Annotated in this window: 16 protein-coding genes and 2 pseudogenes; 6 read left to right on the top strand and 12 right to left on the bottom strand. The window is 39.6% G+C overall.

Features of this window, described 5'->3' with window-relative positions; translation table 11 throughout:
- Nucleotides 1-322 precede the first annotated feature (322 nt).
- From LZ575_RS19695 to LZ575_RS19685, 3 genes are read left to right on the top strand one after another with little or no spacing between them, the layout of a single operon-like run.
- Nucleotides 323-865: a hypothetical protein gene (locus LZ575_RS19695; protein WP_235326726.1), complete on the top strand. Its 543-nt coding sequence runs from the start codon at nt 323-325 to the stop codon at nt 863-865.
- A gap of 7 nt (nt 866-872) precedes the next feature.
- Nucleotides 873-1,292, top strand: coding sequence for a DUF2268 domain-containing putative Zn-dependent protease (locus LZ575_RS19690; protein WP_235326724.1), 420 nt, complete (start codon nt 873-875; stop codon nt 1,290-1,292).
- Nucleotides 1,293-1,316: 24 nt separating this feature from the next.
- Nucleotides 1,317-1,784, top strand: a complete 468-nt coding sequence (locus tag LZ575_RS19685) for a class I SAM-dependent methyltransferase (protein WP_235326722.1) — start codon at nt 1,317-1,319, stop codon at nt 1,782-1,784.
- Nucleotides 1,785-2,072: 288 nt separating this feature from the next.
- On the opposite strand, the gene LZ575_RS19680 is transcribed toward LZ575_RS19685, so the two are convergent.
- The 12 genes and pseudogenes from LZ575_RS19680 to LZ575_RS19630 form a co-directional block, all read right to left on the bottom strand.
- Nucleotides 2,073-2,372 carry a hypothetical protein gene (locus tag LZ575_RS19680; protein ID WP_235326720.1) on the bottom strand — a complete coding sequence of 100 codons (300 nt, stop codon included), beginning with the start codon at nt 2,370-2,372 and terminating at the stop codon, nt 2,073-2,075.
- Nucleotides 2,347-2,616: an HD domain-containing protein gene (locus LZ575_RS19675; protein ID WP_235326718.1), complete on the bottom strand. Its 270-nt coding sequence runs from the start codon at nt 2,614-2,616 to the stop codon at nt 2,347-2,349. Before LZ575_RS19675 ends, LZ575_RS19680 begins: the two co-directional genes overlap by 26 nt.
- A gap of 179 nt (nt 2,617-2,795) precedes the next feature.
- The gene (gene katG, locus LZ575_RS19670) at nt 2,796-5,039 is read right to left on the bottom strand and encodes a catalase/peroxidase HPI (protein WP_235326716.1); all 2,244 of its coding nucleotides are present in this window, start codon (nt 5,037-5,039) and stop codon (nt 2,796-2,798) included.
- A 204-nt stretch (nt 5,040-5,243) separates the two neighbouring features.
- Nucleotides 5,244-6,473, bottom strand: a complete 1,230-nt coding sequence (clpX, locus tag LZ575_RS19665) for an ATP-dependent Clp protease ATP-binding subunit ClpX (RefSeq protein ID WP_235326714.1) — start codon at nt 6,471-6,473, stop codon at nt 5,244-5,246.
- 160 nt (nt 6,474-6,633) lie between these two features.
- Nucleotides 6,634-7,316, bottom strand: a pseudogene (gene clpP / locus LZ575_RS19660) (ATP-dependent Clp endopeptidase proteolytic subunit ClpP).
- A gap of 88 nt (nt 7,317-7,404) precedes the next feature.
- Entirely contained in the window at nt 7,405-8,727 is a 1,323-nt protein-coding gene (tig, locus tag LZ575_RS19655) for a trigger factor (protein ID WP_235326712.1), read from the bottom strand.
- Nucleotides 8,728-8,813: 86 nt separating this feature from the next.
- A complete protein-coding gene (locus LZ575_RS19650) occupies nt 8,814-9,155 on the bottom strand; it encodes a phage holin family protein (RefSeq protein ID WP_235326710.1) in 342 nt (113 codons plus the stop codon).
- 96 nt (nt 9,156-9,251) lie between these two features.
- Complete coding sequence (locus tag LZ575_RS24435; protein ID WP_409187181.1) at nt 9,252-9,776, bottom strand: hypothetical protein; 525 nt, start codon at nt 9,774-9,776, stop codon at nt 9,252-9,254.
- Nucleotides 9,769-10,815, bottom strand: coding sequence for a hypothetical protein (locus tag LZ575_RS19645; RefSeq protein WP_409187180.1), 1,047 nt, complete (start codon nt 10,813-10,815; stop codon nt 9,769-9,771). The genes LZ575_RS24435 and LZ575_RS19645 overlap by 8 nt, the downstream gene beginning before the upstream one ends.
- 19 nt (nt 10,816-10,834) lie before the next feature.
- A pseudogene (locus LZ575_RS19640) lies at nt 10,835-12,086 on the bottom strand (OmpP1/FadL family transporter).
- A gap of 120 nt (nt 12,087-12,206) precedes the next feature.
- A complete protein-coding gene (locus LZ575_RS19635) occupies nt 12,207-12,968 on the bottom strand; it encodes an alpha/beta fold hydrolase (protein ID WP_235330779.1) in 762 nt (253 codons plus the stop codon).
- A complete protein-coding gene (locus LZ575_RS19630) occupies nt 12,968-13,684 on the bottom strand; it encodes a pyridoxine 5'-phosphate synthase (protein WP_235326708.1) in 717 nt (238 codons plus the stop codon). Before LZ575_RS19630 ends, LZ575_RS19635 begins: the two co-directional genes overlap by 1 nt.
- A 92-nt stretch (nt 13,685-13,776) precedes the next feature.
- Between LZ575_RS19630 and LZ575_RS19625 the strand changes: the two genes are divergently transcribed.
- The 3 genes from LZ575_RS19625 (at nt 13,777) to LZ575_RS19615 (ending at nt 16,163) form a co-directional block, all read left to right on the top strand.
- Nucleotides 13,777-14,361, top strand: a complete 585-nt coding sequence (locus LZ575_RS19625) for a CBS domain-containing protein (RefSeq protein WP_311195877.1) — start codon at nt 13,777-13,779, stop codon at nt 14,359-14,361.
- Between the two features lie 110 nt (nt 14,362-14,471).
- The gene (locus tag LZ575_RS19620) at nt 14,472-15,356 is read left to right on the top strand and encodes an NAD kinase (protein WP_235326706.1); all 885 of its coding nucleotides are present in this window, start codon (nt 14,472-14,474) and stop codon (nt 15,354-15,356) included.
- Nucleotides 15,357-15,515: 159 nt separating this feature from the next.
- Complete coding sequence (locus tag LZ575_RS19615) at nt 15,516-16,163, top strand: DUF6089 family protein (RefSeq protein WP_235326704.1); 648 nt, start codon at nt 15,516-15,518, stop codon at nt 16,161-16,163.
- Nucleotides 16,164-16,165: the final 2 nt, after the last annotated feature.

Here is a 16,165-nt window from a genome sequence, read left to right as displayed (position 1 = left end):
ATAGCTATGGTATATAATAATTAACGACAGGTTCAGGCACGGGTAAATTTTTAACCTAAGAAATTATGATTTGAATTATAATTATTCAGGATTTATTGGACCTGCATTGGGGTTTACAGTGAACCGATAAAAGTAATTTTAAACTGAATCTAAACCTTAAAGCGGGATATGGGATTCAAAGATTTGGGAGACTCTTTTATTACTCATTTTATCGCCATTCAACCTGGTTGGCTGGTTTCAAAATAAATTTATATAGCTTTCACACTTACATTGTAATAATGCGGAAAAATATAAAGATAACATTCGCGCTGAAGAAAAATTTTTGAAAAAAATTAAAGCTCCCATATCGATTGCCCTGTTCCTGATAGTAATTTTCCAGAATTCCTGTGCCGTAATTAATTTTGGTTCTAGAACAGAAGAGAACCCTGCAAATGCAAAACTTATAACTTCTGATATTGATCATTTTTATGAGGCCTTTGATTTAGCAATTCAGGATACTTCCAAAGCCGGGCAAATTTTTAAAAAATTTTACTTCGAAAGAGGTTCTAAAGGATTAAATGATTTCTTCAAAACAAAAATTCAGTCTGTAGAAGAATTTTCAGAGTTTGTATTAGCTTTTAAAGATTACTACCAATCAATCAGAAATGATGTTTCCAACTTAAAGGATCTGGAGAATGAGATAAATTTGGGCTTTCAGAAATTTGAAGATCTTTATCCTCCCGCCAAATTTCCCGATGTCTACTTCTTAATAGGAAAGTACTTAGTCAAATGGTACGATCTCAGGAAACGGATTACTAATTGGGACCGAAATTCTTGCAAGAACTCCTCATTCAGATACTGCTGCCTGGAATCGGGATATTCTTAAAATAAGTATGAGGAGAAATCATATCCCGGTAACTGTAAGTCATGAACTTGTGCATTTTAATCAGGATAACATGAAAAAGGGGAATACACTACTTTGGAAAAGTATAAGAGAAGGCTCAGCAGAATTTATTGCCGAATTAATAAGCGGAGAAACTGATGCAAATTATGAAGAATTTGAAGGTATGGAATTGAAAATCTGGAAAGAGTTTCAAAAAGATAAAAATAAAAAGATCTGGAAATCCTGGCAACAAGAGAGCGATTTAAGGCCGCGAAATGCAGGATATTGGATGGGTTACACAATTTGTAGGGCTTACTACCACAAGGTTGGAGATAAAGAAAAGGCTGTAAAGGATATTCTGAGTATTAAGGATTATTCAGAATTTTTAGAAAAAAGTGAAGTAGAGAAATATCTTCAGAAGAATTTTTAGAATTTTGTAGAATAACACCTAATTATGGATAAATATCAGGAGACTTTTGAGACCTGGAATAAAATTGCAGATTTGTATCAGGATAAATTTATGGATATGGATTTGTACAATGAGAGCTATGGTCTTTTTTGTAATTCTATACCTTCCAACGCAAAAATCTTAGAAATTGGATGTGGACCGGGAAATATTACAAAATACCTATTATCTAAAAGCCCCGATTTTGAAATTATGGGAGTGGATGTGGCTCCAAAGATGGTGGAATTAGCAAGGATCAATAATCCCTCCGCGAGCTTTAAAGTGATGGACGGGAGAAGAATTGCCGATCTAAAAGAAAGATATCACGGAATTATCTGTGGTTTTTTCCTTCCTTTCCTTTCAGAAACAGATACCGAAAAATTTATAACAGACGCTCATAACCTACTACTGAAGAATGGCCTTCTCTACCTTAGTTTTGCAGAAGGCAATCCCGCGGACAGCGGATTCAAAACCTAAGTGCTGATAATAACCGGGTATATTTTTACTTTCATTCCCTTGAGAAAATTACGTCGCAACTATCAAACAATGATTTTGAAGACATTAAAGTTCTTAAAATTTCCTATAAGAAATCGGGCAACCAGAAGGATGTGCATACTATTGTTGTCGCTAGGAAAAAATGAAAAAATAAGTATTATAGCTAATTAGAGGTAATTAATATAGAGAAAGGATCAATCCCGTTACTCGCCTACCATCTATTTTAAACACATAAAGAAGCAGAAAATTGACAATTTTAGAGGTAATCCCTTAAACTGAAATTTTCTTCTCTTCCAGATTAAGTTCAAATTTCCCCCGCTGCACCTCATAACAGGCTCTCATCAACAATTTGAAATTCCCTCCCTGTAATGACTCCACCAGCGATTGCATTTCAGGAATATACCGCCGGGCAAAATTGCGGTCGTTTCGAAGAATATCGGCAGTATTGTCAATAACGTCTGCGAGCTTAATTGTTTTGGCATCTATAGTTATTTTTGCCTGCCGCTCCACTTCTCTTTTTTTCCGTTCCTTGCGGTTAAGGTGCTTAGTAGTCTTCTTTGACGAAAACATCAGTAAGTTCCCCAACCAGATGTGCCACCTTGTCTCCAAATTTTTCACGGATCTCTTCGAGGGTCACCGGAGTATCCTCTACAACATCATGTAAGTAAGCGGCACAAATCATCTCGGCTGTATGAGGAACAGAACGTACAATTTCTGCCACTCTTTTGGGATGTTCAATATACGGTTGAGAGGAATACTTGCGGTACTGCCCGCTATGAGCTTCTGTTGCAAACTTTAATGCTTCTTCTTCCATTTCGAGCTTTTCTATTTAAAGTAAGGCAAATCTCCAAAAGATACAAAGTTCAGGAATAATCAATTAAAGCCTGGCTGGGAAAACCGGAAACTTCTTATAAAAAAGGTGGCCCTCCTGGGACCACCTTTTACAATTTAAATATGATTGCTATTTAGCTTTTATCTTTCTTAAGATCGTACTTAGTCAAGGTTCATCACCTTATCCCAGGCTTTTACAAAGTCTCTTACGAACCTTTCCTTAGCATCATTACAGGCATATACCTCAGAAAGTGCTCTTAACTCCGAATTAGAACCAAAGATAAGATCTACTCTTGTTCCGGTCCATTTTACCTGATTTGAGCTGCGATCGGTTCCTTCGAATATATTCTGGGCATCTGTCCTGGCTTTCCAGGTTGTTCTCATGTCCAAAAGATTAACAAAGAAATCATTGGTGAGCTGTCCCGGGCGTTCAGTAAATACTCCGTGTTTTGAGCCGTCAAAGTTTGTATTTAAAGCTCTCATTCCACCTACAAGAACTGTCATTTCCGGGGGAGTAAGATTTAGAAGCTGGGCTTTATCAACTAACATTTCTTCAGCTGAGGCTTCGATATGATCTTTATTACGCGAATAATTTCTGAATCCGTCAGCATTTGGTTCTAATGGTTCAAAAGCTTCAGCATCCGTTTGTTCTTCTGAAGCATCCATTCTACCCGGTGCAAAAGGAACTCCCACATCATAGCCTGCATCTCTTGCTGCTTTTTTAACAGCAACACAACCACCTAATACTATTAGATCTGCAAGTGAGATCTTTTTATTGTTAGTTTGAGAATTGTTGAATTCCTCCTGAATTTCTTCCAGCTTTGTAATAACCTTTTGCAGTTGTGGCGGATTGTTTACTTCCCAGTGACGTTGCGGCTCTAGCCTGATTCGTGCGCCGTTAGCCCCTCCTCTTTTATCTGAAATTCTAAAAGTTGAAGCTGATGCCCAGGCCGTAGAAACCAATTGAGAAACAGACAATCCTGAATCTAAAATTTTCTTCTCCAGCTTCGCTACGTCATCTTTATCAACTAACTCATGATCTACCTTAGGAATTGGATCCTGCCAGATCAATTCTTCTTCAGGCACTTCAGGTCCTAAATATCGGGAAATGGGCCCCATATCCCGGTGTGTCAATTTGTACCAGGTCCTTGAGAAGGCATCGGCAAATTCTTCAGGATTTTCGTGAAAATGCTTTGAGATTTTTCTATACTCAGGATCTTCCCGCAAGGCTATATCGGAAGTCAGCATAAAAGGAGCATGTTTCTTATTTGGATCATGCGCATCGGGAATAGTTCCCGCTCCGGCATCTCCTTTAGGTTTCCATTGATAAGCACCTCCCGGTCCTTTATGACATTCCCATTCAAAGCCGAATAAATTGTCAAAGAAGCCATTGCTCCATTTGGTAGGAGTACTTGTCCAGGCCCCTTCTATTCCGCTGGTAATGGTATCTCCTGCATTTCCACTTCCAAATTTATTTTTCCATCCCAGTCCCATCTCTTCTATGGGTGCGCCTGCAGGTTCCACCAAAACATTCTCAACAGGATCTGCAGCACCGTGGGTTTTTCCAAAGGTGTGGCCTCCTGCAATGAGGGCAACAGTTTCATAATCATTCATGGCCATGCGACCAAAAGTTTCACGAATATCAATAGCTGAACCCAGGGGATCAGGATTTCCGTTAGGTCCTTCAGGGTTCACATAGATAAGTCCCATATGTGATGCACCAAGAGGTTGCTCCAGTTTGTTCTCATTGGCATAACGCTCTTTATTTCCTAACCATTCCCCTTCAGACCCCCAATAGATATCTTCTTCCGGTTCCCAGATATCTTCACGGCCTCCCGCAAAACCGAAAGGTTTTAAGCCCATAGATTCCAGGGCAACGTTTCCGGTGAGGACCATAAGATCTGCCCAGGAGATCTTCCTTCCGTATTTTTGTTTTATTGGCCATAGAAGCAGGCGTGCCTTATCAAGGTTTGCATTGTCGGGCCAGCTGTTTAAAGGAGCAAAGCGTTGGGATCCGGAACTTGCTCCTCCCCGGCCATCGGTGATTCGATATGTTCCTGCACTGTGCCAGGCCATACGTATAAATAATCCCCCATAGTGTCCATAATCTGCAGGCCACCATTCCTGGGAATCGGTCATAAGTTTATGCAGGTCTTTCTTGACTGCAGCAAGATCGAGACTTTTAAATTCTTCAGCATAAATAAAGCCTTCCTCCATAGGGTCAGACAATTTTGAGTGCTGCCTAAGGATCGTTAGGTTCAACAGGTTGGGCCACCAGTCGCGATTGGAGGTACCACTACCTGCAGTTTTGTTAACCGAGCCGCCAAGAAATGGGCATCGGCTGGATTCGTTTACTTCCCAAACCTTATGGGTGCCGGGAGAATCCCGATGTTCGTTTTTTTCCATGTGGGAGATTTTTTAATTTATATAACTTACTAAAAATATAATAATTTTTATCTATATAATTTTAAAAGCAATCAAATTTATTTATTCAACTCGGAGGAATTTCTATTGCCGTGGCTCCTTAATCCTGTTTTCTTCAATTTACGAAACAAAAAAACCATCCGGAAAAGCCGGATGGTTTAAATTAAAAATTATTTATGTCCTGGCTTAAGAAACTGCCTTTAACTTTTTTAGCGTAGACCTGTTCAATTTATCTTCAGCATATTCCCGGTCTACAACGAGTTTATTCTCATCGCCCTCCGGCATTTCAAACATAGCATCGGTAAGGATGGCCTCACATAGAGAACGTAAACCTCGTGCTCCCAGTTTGTATTCGATAGCCTGGTCTACTATATAATCCAGGGCATCATCGGTAATATCAAAATCAATATCATCCATTTCAAACAGTTTCTGGTACTGTTTTATTATGGCATTTTTAGGTTCAGTAAGAATAGCGCGAAGGGTATCCCTATCCAACGGATTCATATAAGTAAGAGCTGGTAAACGCCCGATAATTTCAGGAATTAGACCGTAATCTTTTAAATCCTTCGGAATAATATACTGTAATAGATTTGTTCTTTCTACTTTATCATCGCCCTTCGATGCACTAAAACCTACCGCCTGCATATTCAACCTTTTGCTGATGTTGCGTTCAATACCGTCAAAGGCACCATAAGCAATAAAAAGAATATTTTCAGTATCTACTTCAATAAATTTTTGATCTGGGTGTTTTCTCCCTCCTTTTGGCGGAACATTCACTGTGGTTCCTTCCAATAGTTTCAGTAGCGCCTGTTGCACTCCTTCCCCTGAAACATCACGGGTAATAGATGGATTGTCACTCTTACGAGCGATTTTATCTATTTCGTCAATAAAAACTATTCCGTGTTGTGCTTTTTCTACATTATAATCGGCTGCCTGAAGAAGTTTGGTAAGGATACCTTCCACATCTTCTCCAACATAACCCGCTTCCGTAAGAACAGTGGCATCAACTATTGCCAGTGGTACATTGAGCATTCTGGAGATAGTCTTGGCCATTAAAGTTTTACTTATAGTCTCCCCTACCATTATAATATTACTCTTCTGGATTTCAATATCGTCCTCACTTTTTGGTTGAAGAAGACGCTTGTAGTGGTTGTATACTGCAACGGACATTACCTTTTTGGTAGGTTCCTGCCCTATAATATATTCATCTAAAAATGCTTTAATTGCCTTAGGTTTACTAAGCATAAGATCTGCAGAAAGTTCTTTCGCCTCTCCCTGCTTGGATTCTTCCAAAACAATTCCATGAGCCTGCTCAATACATTTATCACAAATGTGCGCGTCAAGCCCTGCAATCAATAAATTGGTTTCAGGTTTTTTTCGTCCACAAAAGGAACATTCTAAATCATCTTTCGCCATAATCACTTTGTTACAGGATGCGGGAAAACAGAAAAAATTTTCAGCTTCTTCTATAAGTAGAAAGACTCACTCTTTAGTTACAATAACCCTGGGTCTTTCTTCCCTCATCCCCATATTTGTCGTATATTCTATCCAGGCTTACACCCGGAAAGCTTCTCACCTATTTATTATCTCTTGAAAGAACTTCATCAATCATTCCGTATTCCTTAGCCCTGTCTGCCTTCATCCAGAAATCCCTGTCACTGTCCTCTTCAATTTTATTGTAAGGCTGGCCGGAATGGTTTGCTATAATATTGTATAACTCCTTTTTAAGAGATATGATCTCCCTGGCGGTAATTTCAATATCGCTGGCCTGTCCCTGAGCACCTCCCATAGGTTGGTGTATCATAACTCGTGAATGTGGAAGTCCACTTCGTTTTCCTTTGGCTCCTGCGCAAAGCAATACCGCTCCCATAGAAGCTGCCATTCCTGTGCAAATAGTAGCAACATCAGGCTTTATAAACTGCATGGTATCATATATTCCCAAACTAAGCATATACACTGCCTCCGGGGGAGTTGATGTATATCTGGATGTCCTTGGAAGCATCGGTACTTTCGAGGAACAACATTTGAGCCTGTATAATATTTGCAACCTGGTCATTAACCTGTGTTCCAAGAAATATGATCCTGTCCATCATCAATCTCGAGAAAACGTCCATCGCAACTGCATTCATCTGGCGTTCCTCAATAATATTGGGAGTCATTCCCACTAAGCATCATGCTTGTAATTATCTTATCGTAATAATTGCTATTTATGCCCTGATGTTTGGTGGCATATTTTTCGAATTCTTTTCCGTAATCCATAGCGTTCCTATCTCTGTTTTTAAGTAAAATAAGGCGTTACACCTGTTGGTTTAACGCCCTTAAAGGTATGTATAAAATTTAAGAAAGTCTACTTATAGATCTCTTTAACGAACTCTTCATAAGTTACTTCCTTCTCTTCCAGTTTAATATTCTCCTTGTAAAAACCAAGAAGTTTTTCATTCATTAACTGCTCTGATAATCTCTTAACCTCATCCTGATTTGAAAGAACGCGGGCAGCAATATCATCCAGTTCCTTTTGCTCAGGATCTGTTTGACCAAACTGGGCCATTTGCTCTTTTATCCTGTCGGTAGTAAAAGATTTAAGATCTTCAAATTTCACTTCCAGGTTGTTCTCCCTAATCATTTTTCCTTCAATCAACTGGAAACGAAGCCCCTGTTCACTCTTTTCATATTCTTCCTTTGCTTCTTCCTCGGTCAAAGGTTTTTCCCCTACTGTTTGTATCCACTTCTGAAGGAATTCTTTAGGAAGATCAAATTTGTTGTTTTCTATAAGCGCTTCAGTCACATCATTTAATAATTGCTGATCGCTTTGCTGGCGGAATTGTTTTGCAGCATCCTCCTTGATCTTCTCCTTCAACTCGTCTACGCTTTTTACTTCATCTTTTCCGAAGAGCTTATCAAACAACTCCTGATCAAGATCTGCAAGTTCCTGCCTGTTTACTTCTGAAATAGTGAAGGTAACATCTACACTAAGGCCATGGGCTTTATCGTGCTCTACCTTAAGAAAATCCATCAACTTGTGATCATCTTCAAACAAGCCGTTAGTATTAAGAGTTATAGTATCACCAACCTTCGCCCCTATAAACTTATCCTGATTTTCTTTACCATTCAGAGAATCTAAAGGAAGTGAAGTTTGACTGTCAATTCCTTCTTCTTCATTAGTGAAAGTACCTGCTACCACATCTCCTTCTTCAACTACATCCTTAGAAACCAATTTTCCATATTGCTTTTGAATATGCTTGATCTGGTTATCGATCATTTCCTCATAAGCAACGATCTTATAATGGGTGATAGGCTCCTTTGTTTCTAATGTAACATCAAACTGTGGAGAGAGTCCCAATTCAAATTCAAAGCTGTATGTTTCCTGATCCCAGTCAAAATTTTCCTGTTCCTTTGGAAGCGGATTCCCAAGTACATCCAACTTTTCCTCGATTAAATATTTATTGAGAGCGTCCTGTAATAATTTGTTTACCTCATCTACCAAAACGGCTTTACCGTATTGTTTCTTAACCATTCCCATAGGAACATGGCCTTTCCTGAACCCAGGTATATTGGCATTTTTACGATAATCTTTTAAGATCTTTTCAACCTTGCCGCTATAGTCCTCTTTCGCGATATCAACTTTAACTATCGCATTTAAATCATCTATATTCTCTCTGGTAATATTCATTTTAACTTGTTATAAAAATTGGAGTGCAAAAGTACGTATTTTTTAGTTGCGTACAAAGTTTCAAATTGCTGGATTTCAGCAGTCTTCTAATCTTCAGGAAGAACCGAGAACAGGATTGACTGGACGATTGACAGTAACAGACTGAAAATTAGTGCCACCCAAAACCCATCTACATTAAAACCTGTTATAAAGGCATCTGCCAGAAGAATAATTACGGCATTAATTACAAGCAGGAATAATCCAAAGGTAACGATGGTGACGGGCAAAGTGAACAGCACGAGAATTGGTTTTACAATCAGGTTAAGTATTGCCAGCACAACCGCTACAATTATTGCAGTTAAATATCCTGTTACACCGACTCCCGGAAGGAACCTGGCCAACAAAAAAACTACAATAGCAGTAAGGAGAATGCGAATTAAAAACTTCATAGTAAACTTTTAAAGTTTCACAAAATTGCAAAAAAAAGCGCCGGAAATGTTCCCGGCGCCCTCATTTTATGATTTTATTAATAGAACTACTGCAAACTACTGCAGGTTGTTGCTTAAAGTAACAGTACCGTAATTCCCGATATTAACTTTGGGAACGGTTGAATTATAGACTGTATTTATTTGCTCAATAATTTCATTAGCAATTAAAGCCTGTCCTCGTGGAGTTGGGTGAACCCCATCAAGAGAAAAAGCGCCTCCCGTTACAAAGGTTGATGTCAAAGTACCTGCATCAAAGGCTATCCCTCCTGTGGCTACCTGCGTGAGCAGCGCGTTAGAATTAACATATGCAAGACCATTTGCCTCTGCAAGAGCTTTTATAGTAGCGTTGTAAGCAGTAGTAGCAGCTTTAATATTACCCAGCTCCTCTGTATCTAAGGCATCCTTATCATCTATAGCGTCTACCCCATTAAGTACCAGTTGTGCCTGTTCCTGGGTAGGCTGCCCTCCCTGTTGAAGGATTCCAAGTACCTGCATTACTTCCGGAGTGATCCTTACTGATCCATAACCTTCTGCCAAAGCAGACTGATTTATCGTAAGCACAAGCATTTCTTCCTCAGTCATTTGACGGAAGCCCAAAGGGTTTGTTGACGTAATAAGCACATCTATTAAAAACTAAGTTAGGACTGGCATTAAAAGTGATGGCATATTGGGAAGCCAAAGCCTGAGCCTGCGCCGCAGGTAGTCCCTGCTGCATTAAACCCTGGGTAAGGATTCCTGCAACCGCCTGGAAATATCCTGTTAAACTGGCCGCTGTCTCTGCATCAAGAGCAAGTGCATTATTTGGAACCGTAGTAAAGAACGGAACTGTAGTAACATCGGGGATATTAATAAGTACTCCCTCTGCCCCGGTTCCTGTTAAGGCGGTTACCATTTGGGAATATACAGCTGCAAAAACGTTAGGATCTGTAATATCATTGCTACCATAAGTAGAAGGATCGGGATTCCCTGATTGATCTACTCCCACTCCACCAGAAGTTGCATAACTAAGTACATCATTGTTTCCTATCCACAGGGAGAAAAAAGTAGGATTTTGAGCAATAGCATCTGCAAGTACCGAAGTTTCCGGTGAGGATGCAAAGCGAACAAAATAAGGGTTTGCCATTCCTGTAGATACTCCGGAAAGATTTCCATAACCGGGAGCAAGGAGGTGATAACTTTTTGCTCCGGGTGTTCCCATGTTATTAAAAGGACCCGAAAGTGTATTTACGATGTCTGTTGTGGGTGTACCGCTTAAAACTACAGGAGAAGGATTTCCACCGCTACCTACGGCCAATACACGCCTGTTGGAAGTTATTTGTGTTCCGGCAGCAAGTAGGCCTCCGGTATTGTCTGCCACTAAAGGTTGTAGAAATTCTCCTGTTTCCTGCACCAAAGCAAATTGCCCGGCAAGGATATTTGGATAGCTGTTTTCCTGACCCGTTATGTAAAGAGCACCATCTGCGTAGCCTGCAGTAAGCGAATTACCCAGGGCCACGTAGTTAGAAAAATCTGCTTCTCCATTGCTGTAAAAACCCGGTTCGTCAATTGGATTTTCCAGTTCCGGTTCACAGGCTGTAAAACCCAGAGCCAGGATAGGTAAATATTTTATATAGTTTTTCATTGTTTGATCTTGATTGAAATTATAATTTATAAGTCACCCCAATTCCAGGGACAAAAGCAGAGGATTTGTAAGTTCCTCCAAAAGGCACTGCCTGCCCGTTTTCAAGATAATAGTCATATGAAGCATCTACTTCAGCAAAACGGATGTAGAGGAATGATCCATCAATAGAAAATTTGTCACTTAAATTAAGAGATAATCCACCTGTAAATCCGTGAGAGTCATTTCTTGGAGTTTCCGGGGCGAAATAACCTTCCTGTACGGGAGATTCATCAAAATAATATCCGGCCCGTAAAGTGAATAACTGGCTGGCTTCATACTGTAAACCGAACCTGTATATTGAAGAATCTTTATAATTTCTTGCATTCTGAGAATCAGGGATACCTGGATTGGCAAAGTTGAGATCCAGGGATTCATATACGCTCCACAGGGTTTGATTGTAATCAAAAGCAAACAGCCATTTGTCCTGGAATTCGTAGGAAAGACCTAAACTCAATTCAGCAGGCATAGGTAAGGACGCATCAAAAGTAGTGTTTGCAAAGGGAGTTAAAGGAGAATTGGGAATATTGGAAAAAGTTGCTTCCCCGCCTTCAGCCTCAAGAATAATTTCTGACCTGTAATTAAATCCTATCCTAAAATCTTCTGTTGGTGAAAACAGTGCACTGGCAGACCATCCCCAGGCACTAACTCCGCTGGCATCTACAGTGACATTGCTCCTGTTTCCCTCAAGATCACTTAGTGTTCGGTTTAGATTCCTGTTAAAGTTAACGCCCCCGGTTACATAAATGGGACCACCACCAAAACTTAAGTATTCATTAAACTTTAGAGAAACTACTGATTGCACGTATATTGCCTGAAGGTCAATGTTATTTACCAGGTGAGAACTAAGCCCAATCATCCTCCCAGGATACAGCACTTCCATATGGAGTATAGACACTTAATCCTAATGCCATCCAGTCATTAACTTTATAGGATGCATACAGGTAGAATGGTGTTCCCACCGGGCTGTCTGTACGTGAAGTTTGCCCGAACTCCTCATTTTGCCATACCACATCAGAAAATACGGCACTTACTCCGGCAGAAACATTTAATTTGTTTTCAAGGTAAACAAGACCTGCGGGGTTAAAAAATCCAAGCTCGGCACTGTTAACAACTGCCACCCCTGTGTGTCCCATTGCCAGGGCTCGTTGTCCCTGCAAACTCACACGGTATCCCCCGGCATAACCCACAGCCGTAGCTAAGGCGAAAGCCGTAAGGAAAAATAATTTTTTCATAATAAATTTAGGATTTAATTAAAATGCGAATGATTTCACCTCATCAAAATTAAGATAAAATAAATATTTCGCAAGAAAGTCGCCCTATTTATTATGCATACATAATAAGTTTAAAGTTAACTAAATGAAACTCATAACCTTACTATAAAATTCTTCCATATTTTCTGCATGTACCCAATGTCCTGCACCTGCTACTGTAACTATTTTGGCGTTAGGAAAATGAAGGCGGATAAGATCCTCATCTTCAGCGGTTATATAATCAGATTTAGCTCCTTTTATAAACAGGCTTGGCTTATCATATTTTACACCCGATTGCAAAGCTTTTCCCACTTCTTCTATCTTTTCTTTAAGGACTTTTAAGTTCAGCCTCAAGGCCAGTTTTTCCTTTGTTTTCCAGTAAAGGTTCTTCAGAAGAAATAGTCGGGTTCCTTTATCTTTTATATAATCTGAAAGAAAATCCTCTGCATCCCCCCGGGATGTAATAGTTTCATTATCCAGGGCAGTTAAGCCTTCCAGAATTGTTTGGTGGTGAGGGGAGTAATATTTGGGACTAATATCCACCACTATAAGTTTTTCCACCAGTGAAGGGTTTTCTCCTGCAACCTGCATAGCTACTTTGCCCCCCATAGAATGACCCAGAAGTATAATATTTTCAAGATTTCGGGTTTTACAGTACTGCACCACATCCTCTGCCATTACACTGTAATTCATCTCTTCTGTATGCGGGCTTCTTCCGTGGTTTCGCTGGTCCAGTAAATGTACCTCATAACCTTCCCCGCCAAATTTACTGCCTATAGTTTTCCAATTATCACTCATTCCTAAAAACCCGTGAAGTACTACCAGCGGTTTTCCTTCTCCCACAATTGTTGAATGTAGTTCTATCATGATTGCAATTGATTTAAGTATTTTTCAATTGTTGCCTCAAGACCAAAATAAAGAGCTTCAGTAATCAAAGCGTGGCCTATAGAAACCTCCTGTATTTCCGGCACCTGCTCTATAAAGTATTTTATGTTATCCAGGGAAAGATCGTAGTAAGCATTAACTCCTAATCCCGCAGCGGCTGCAGCCCTGGAGCATTCGGCATATTTTAGTACTGCTTCTTTATTTCCGGCCGCATATTGTGTCGCATAATCTTCAGTATAAAGTTCAATCCTGTTAGTCCCTGTTGCTGCTGCATGTTCTACCTGGGCTGCATCGGGATCAAGGAAAATGGAAGTTCTTATGCCGTTGTTATTGAATTCTGAAATTACCTCTTTTAGAAAATCTTTATGTTTTTTTGTATCCCAGCCTGCATTGGAAGTAATGGCATCTTCAGCATCTGGCACCAGGGTCACCTGCTCCGGCTTTACCTGAAGTACAAGATCTATGAATTTTGGCACCGGGTTTCCTTCGATGTTGAATTCCGTAGTAACAACGGGTTTTAACTCAAAAACATCAGCGTACCTGATATGCCTCTCATCAGGTCTTGGATGAACTGTTATTCCCTGCGCACCAAAACGCTCAATGTTTTTTGTAAACTCTACTAGATTAGGTACATTACCTCCACGGGCATTTCTAAGGGTCGCAATTTTATTGATATTAACACTTAATTTCGTCATTCTCTTTTGGGTTTGAATTAACAAAAATACGAAGTTGAGGATGCCTCAATGAATATTATTTTAATTAATTTGCACTCAAACGGCATGGAAGTATGAGTATTGATTCTTTTATTTTAAACGACATTGAAATTTGTCACCTTGAGGAAAGCATTAAAGACCTACAGGTGGTTTTTAATGAACTCACTTATTCTCACCTTCCCGTTGAAAATGACGGAGTATATTTGGGTTGTATTTCTGAAACTGACATTCGCTGCCTCGATGGAGATAAAACTATTGCCGATTATCAATATACGCTCGATGGATTTTTTGCAAGGCAGGATGATCATTGGCTTGAAACTCTTCAGGTCTTTGCCCTCAACCAAACAAATATTCTTCCTGTTTTAAATACAGAAAATAAATACCTGGGTTACCTTGAGTTGCACGATATCATAAATTCTTTTAACGAGACCCCTTTTCTTAACGAGCGGGGCGGGATCCTTGTCCTGGAAAAAGGAGTGAGGGATTATTCCTTCAGTGAAATAGGCCAGATCGTAGAATCCCACAATGCTGCTTTATTGGGAATGTTCGTTTCATCGAAAGAAGAGGGTCTTACGCAAGTAACCATAAAACTTAGTACAACTGCATTAAATGAAATCCTTCCAAACCTTCCGCAGATATGGTTACACTATAATATCTGATCATCAGGAAGACAGTTTTAGAGAAAACCTCAAAGATCGTTCAGAATATTTGGACAGGTACCTGAACATGTAATTCAAAGCTGCAAAAAATCAGCATTAAAAACAGATAAATGAAAGTAGGGATTTATGGTCAATTCTATCATCAGGACTCGGGTAAGTATATCCAGGAATTGCTGAATGCTCTGGAAAGAGATAATATCCAGATCGTAATAGAGAAAGAATTCCTGCACCTCATTCAAAATAACAAAACGGTTACCAAAGAATATAACCACTTCAGCACATTTGAAGAACTGGACCCATCTTTTGACCTTTTCTTTAGTATTGGAGGAGACGGGACTATTTTAAAATCCATCAATTTTATAAGAGACCTTAATATTCCTATTCTTGGAATTAATACAGGCCGCCTGGGATTTTTGGCCACGATACAAAAGGAAGAAATTGCCAGATCCATCTCAACCTTGCTTCAAAAAAAATATTCTATTTCTGAAAGGACCGTGTTAAGTATTGAAACCGATCCTCCAAGTGAAGAGATTGGGGAAAATAATTTTGCTCTAAACGAAATAGCAGTTAGCCGTAAAAATACCACGTCTATGATTACAGTTGAAACCTGGCTGGACGATAAGTGCCTTACCTCCTATTGGGCTGACGGACTTATAATTTCCACTCCTACTAGTTCAACAGGATATTCTCTTAGCTGTGGCGGACTTATTATTGTACCTAATACCGATGCACTTGTTATTACCCCTATTGCACCGCACAACCTTAATGCACGTCCCCTGGTAATAAAAGATAACACAAAGATTACCTTAAAGGTATCGGGTCGTGAAAACAATTATCTTGTTTCCATGGATTCACGTATTGCAACGCTTAGTAATGAAACTACAATTACTATTAAGACCGCGCCATTTAAAATAAGTATGGTAGAACTACATACAGACAGTTTCCTACAAACCCTCCGGAAAAAATTATTATGGGGGGAAGACCGCAGGAACTAACAATAAATCCATTCAATATTTGTTTATAGACATATACTAATTTGCTCAAATTATTGCAGGGCAAACATAATTGTTATATTTGCAAACTTTTGAAGACCTATGAGGCATACCTTTTTTCTAATTTTCTTGTTTGCCTGCACTCAAGTAGCCTCTGCCCAGATGTTTGAAATAGGAGGTTTTATTGGAGGTGCAAATTATATAGGAGATGTGGGTAGTACAACCTATATCAATCCCAATAGCCTGGTGGCAGGTGGATTGGTAAAATGGAACCGCAGTGACAGGCACAGTTTTAGATTTAGTTTATTATATGCTGATATACAGGCTAATGACGCAAGTTCGAACCAGGTGAGAAGACAACAAAGAGGTTATTCTTTTAGCAACCACGTTGCTGAAGCTTCACTGGGGCTGGAATTTAATTTTTGGTCTTTTGATCTAAGCGAAGCTGAAGAACAGAGTACCCCCTATTTGTACACTGGTATTACTTACTTTAATTCCAAGCATCACTTACTGGACCGGGATAGGCCAGCAAAAGGAATCCTGGAACCCCAGGGTGATAACTGGGAATTTTCAATACCTATGGTTTTTGGATATAAACAAACAATTACCCGAAGAATAATTGCTGCAGTAGAAGTGGGTGCGAGATATACCTTTACCGACAATATGGACGGGAGCAATCCACAAGAGGTACTGGGCCGCCGGAATCCTCCAAGGGAATTTGGAAACACAAATACTACAGATTGGTATGTGTTCTCAGGCGTGAGCCTTACCTTTACCTTTGGAAGAAAACCCTGCTACTCTCATTTTTAAAA

It is taken from the genome of Antarcticibacterium sp. 1MA-6-2 (assembly GCF_021535135.1).
Taxonomy (GTDB): domain Bacteria; phylum Bacteroidota; class Bacteroidia; order Flavobacteriales; family Flavobacteriaceae; genus Gillisia.
Note: the sequence above shows the minus strand (reverse complement) of the source record. Positions and strands in the feature narration are given on the sequence as shown.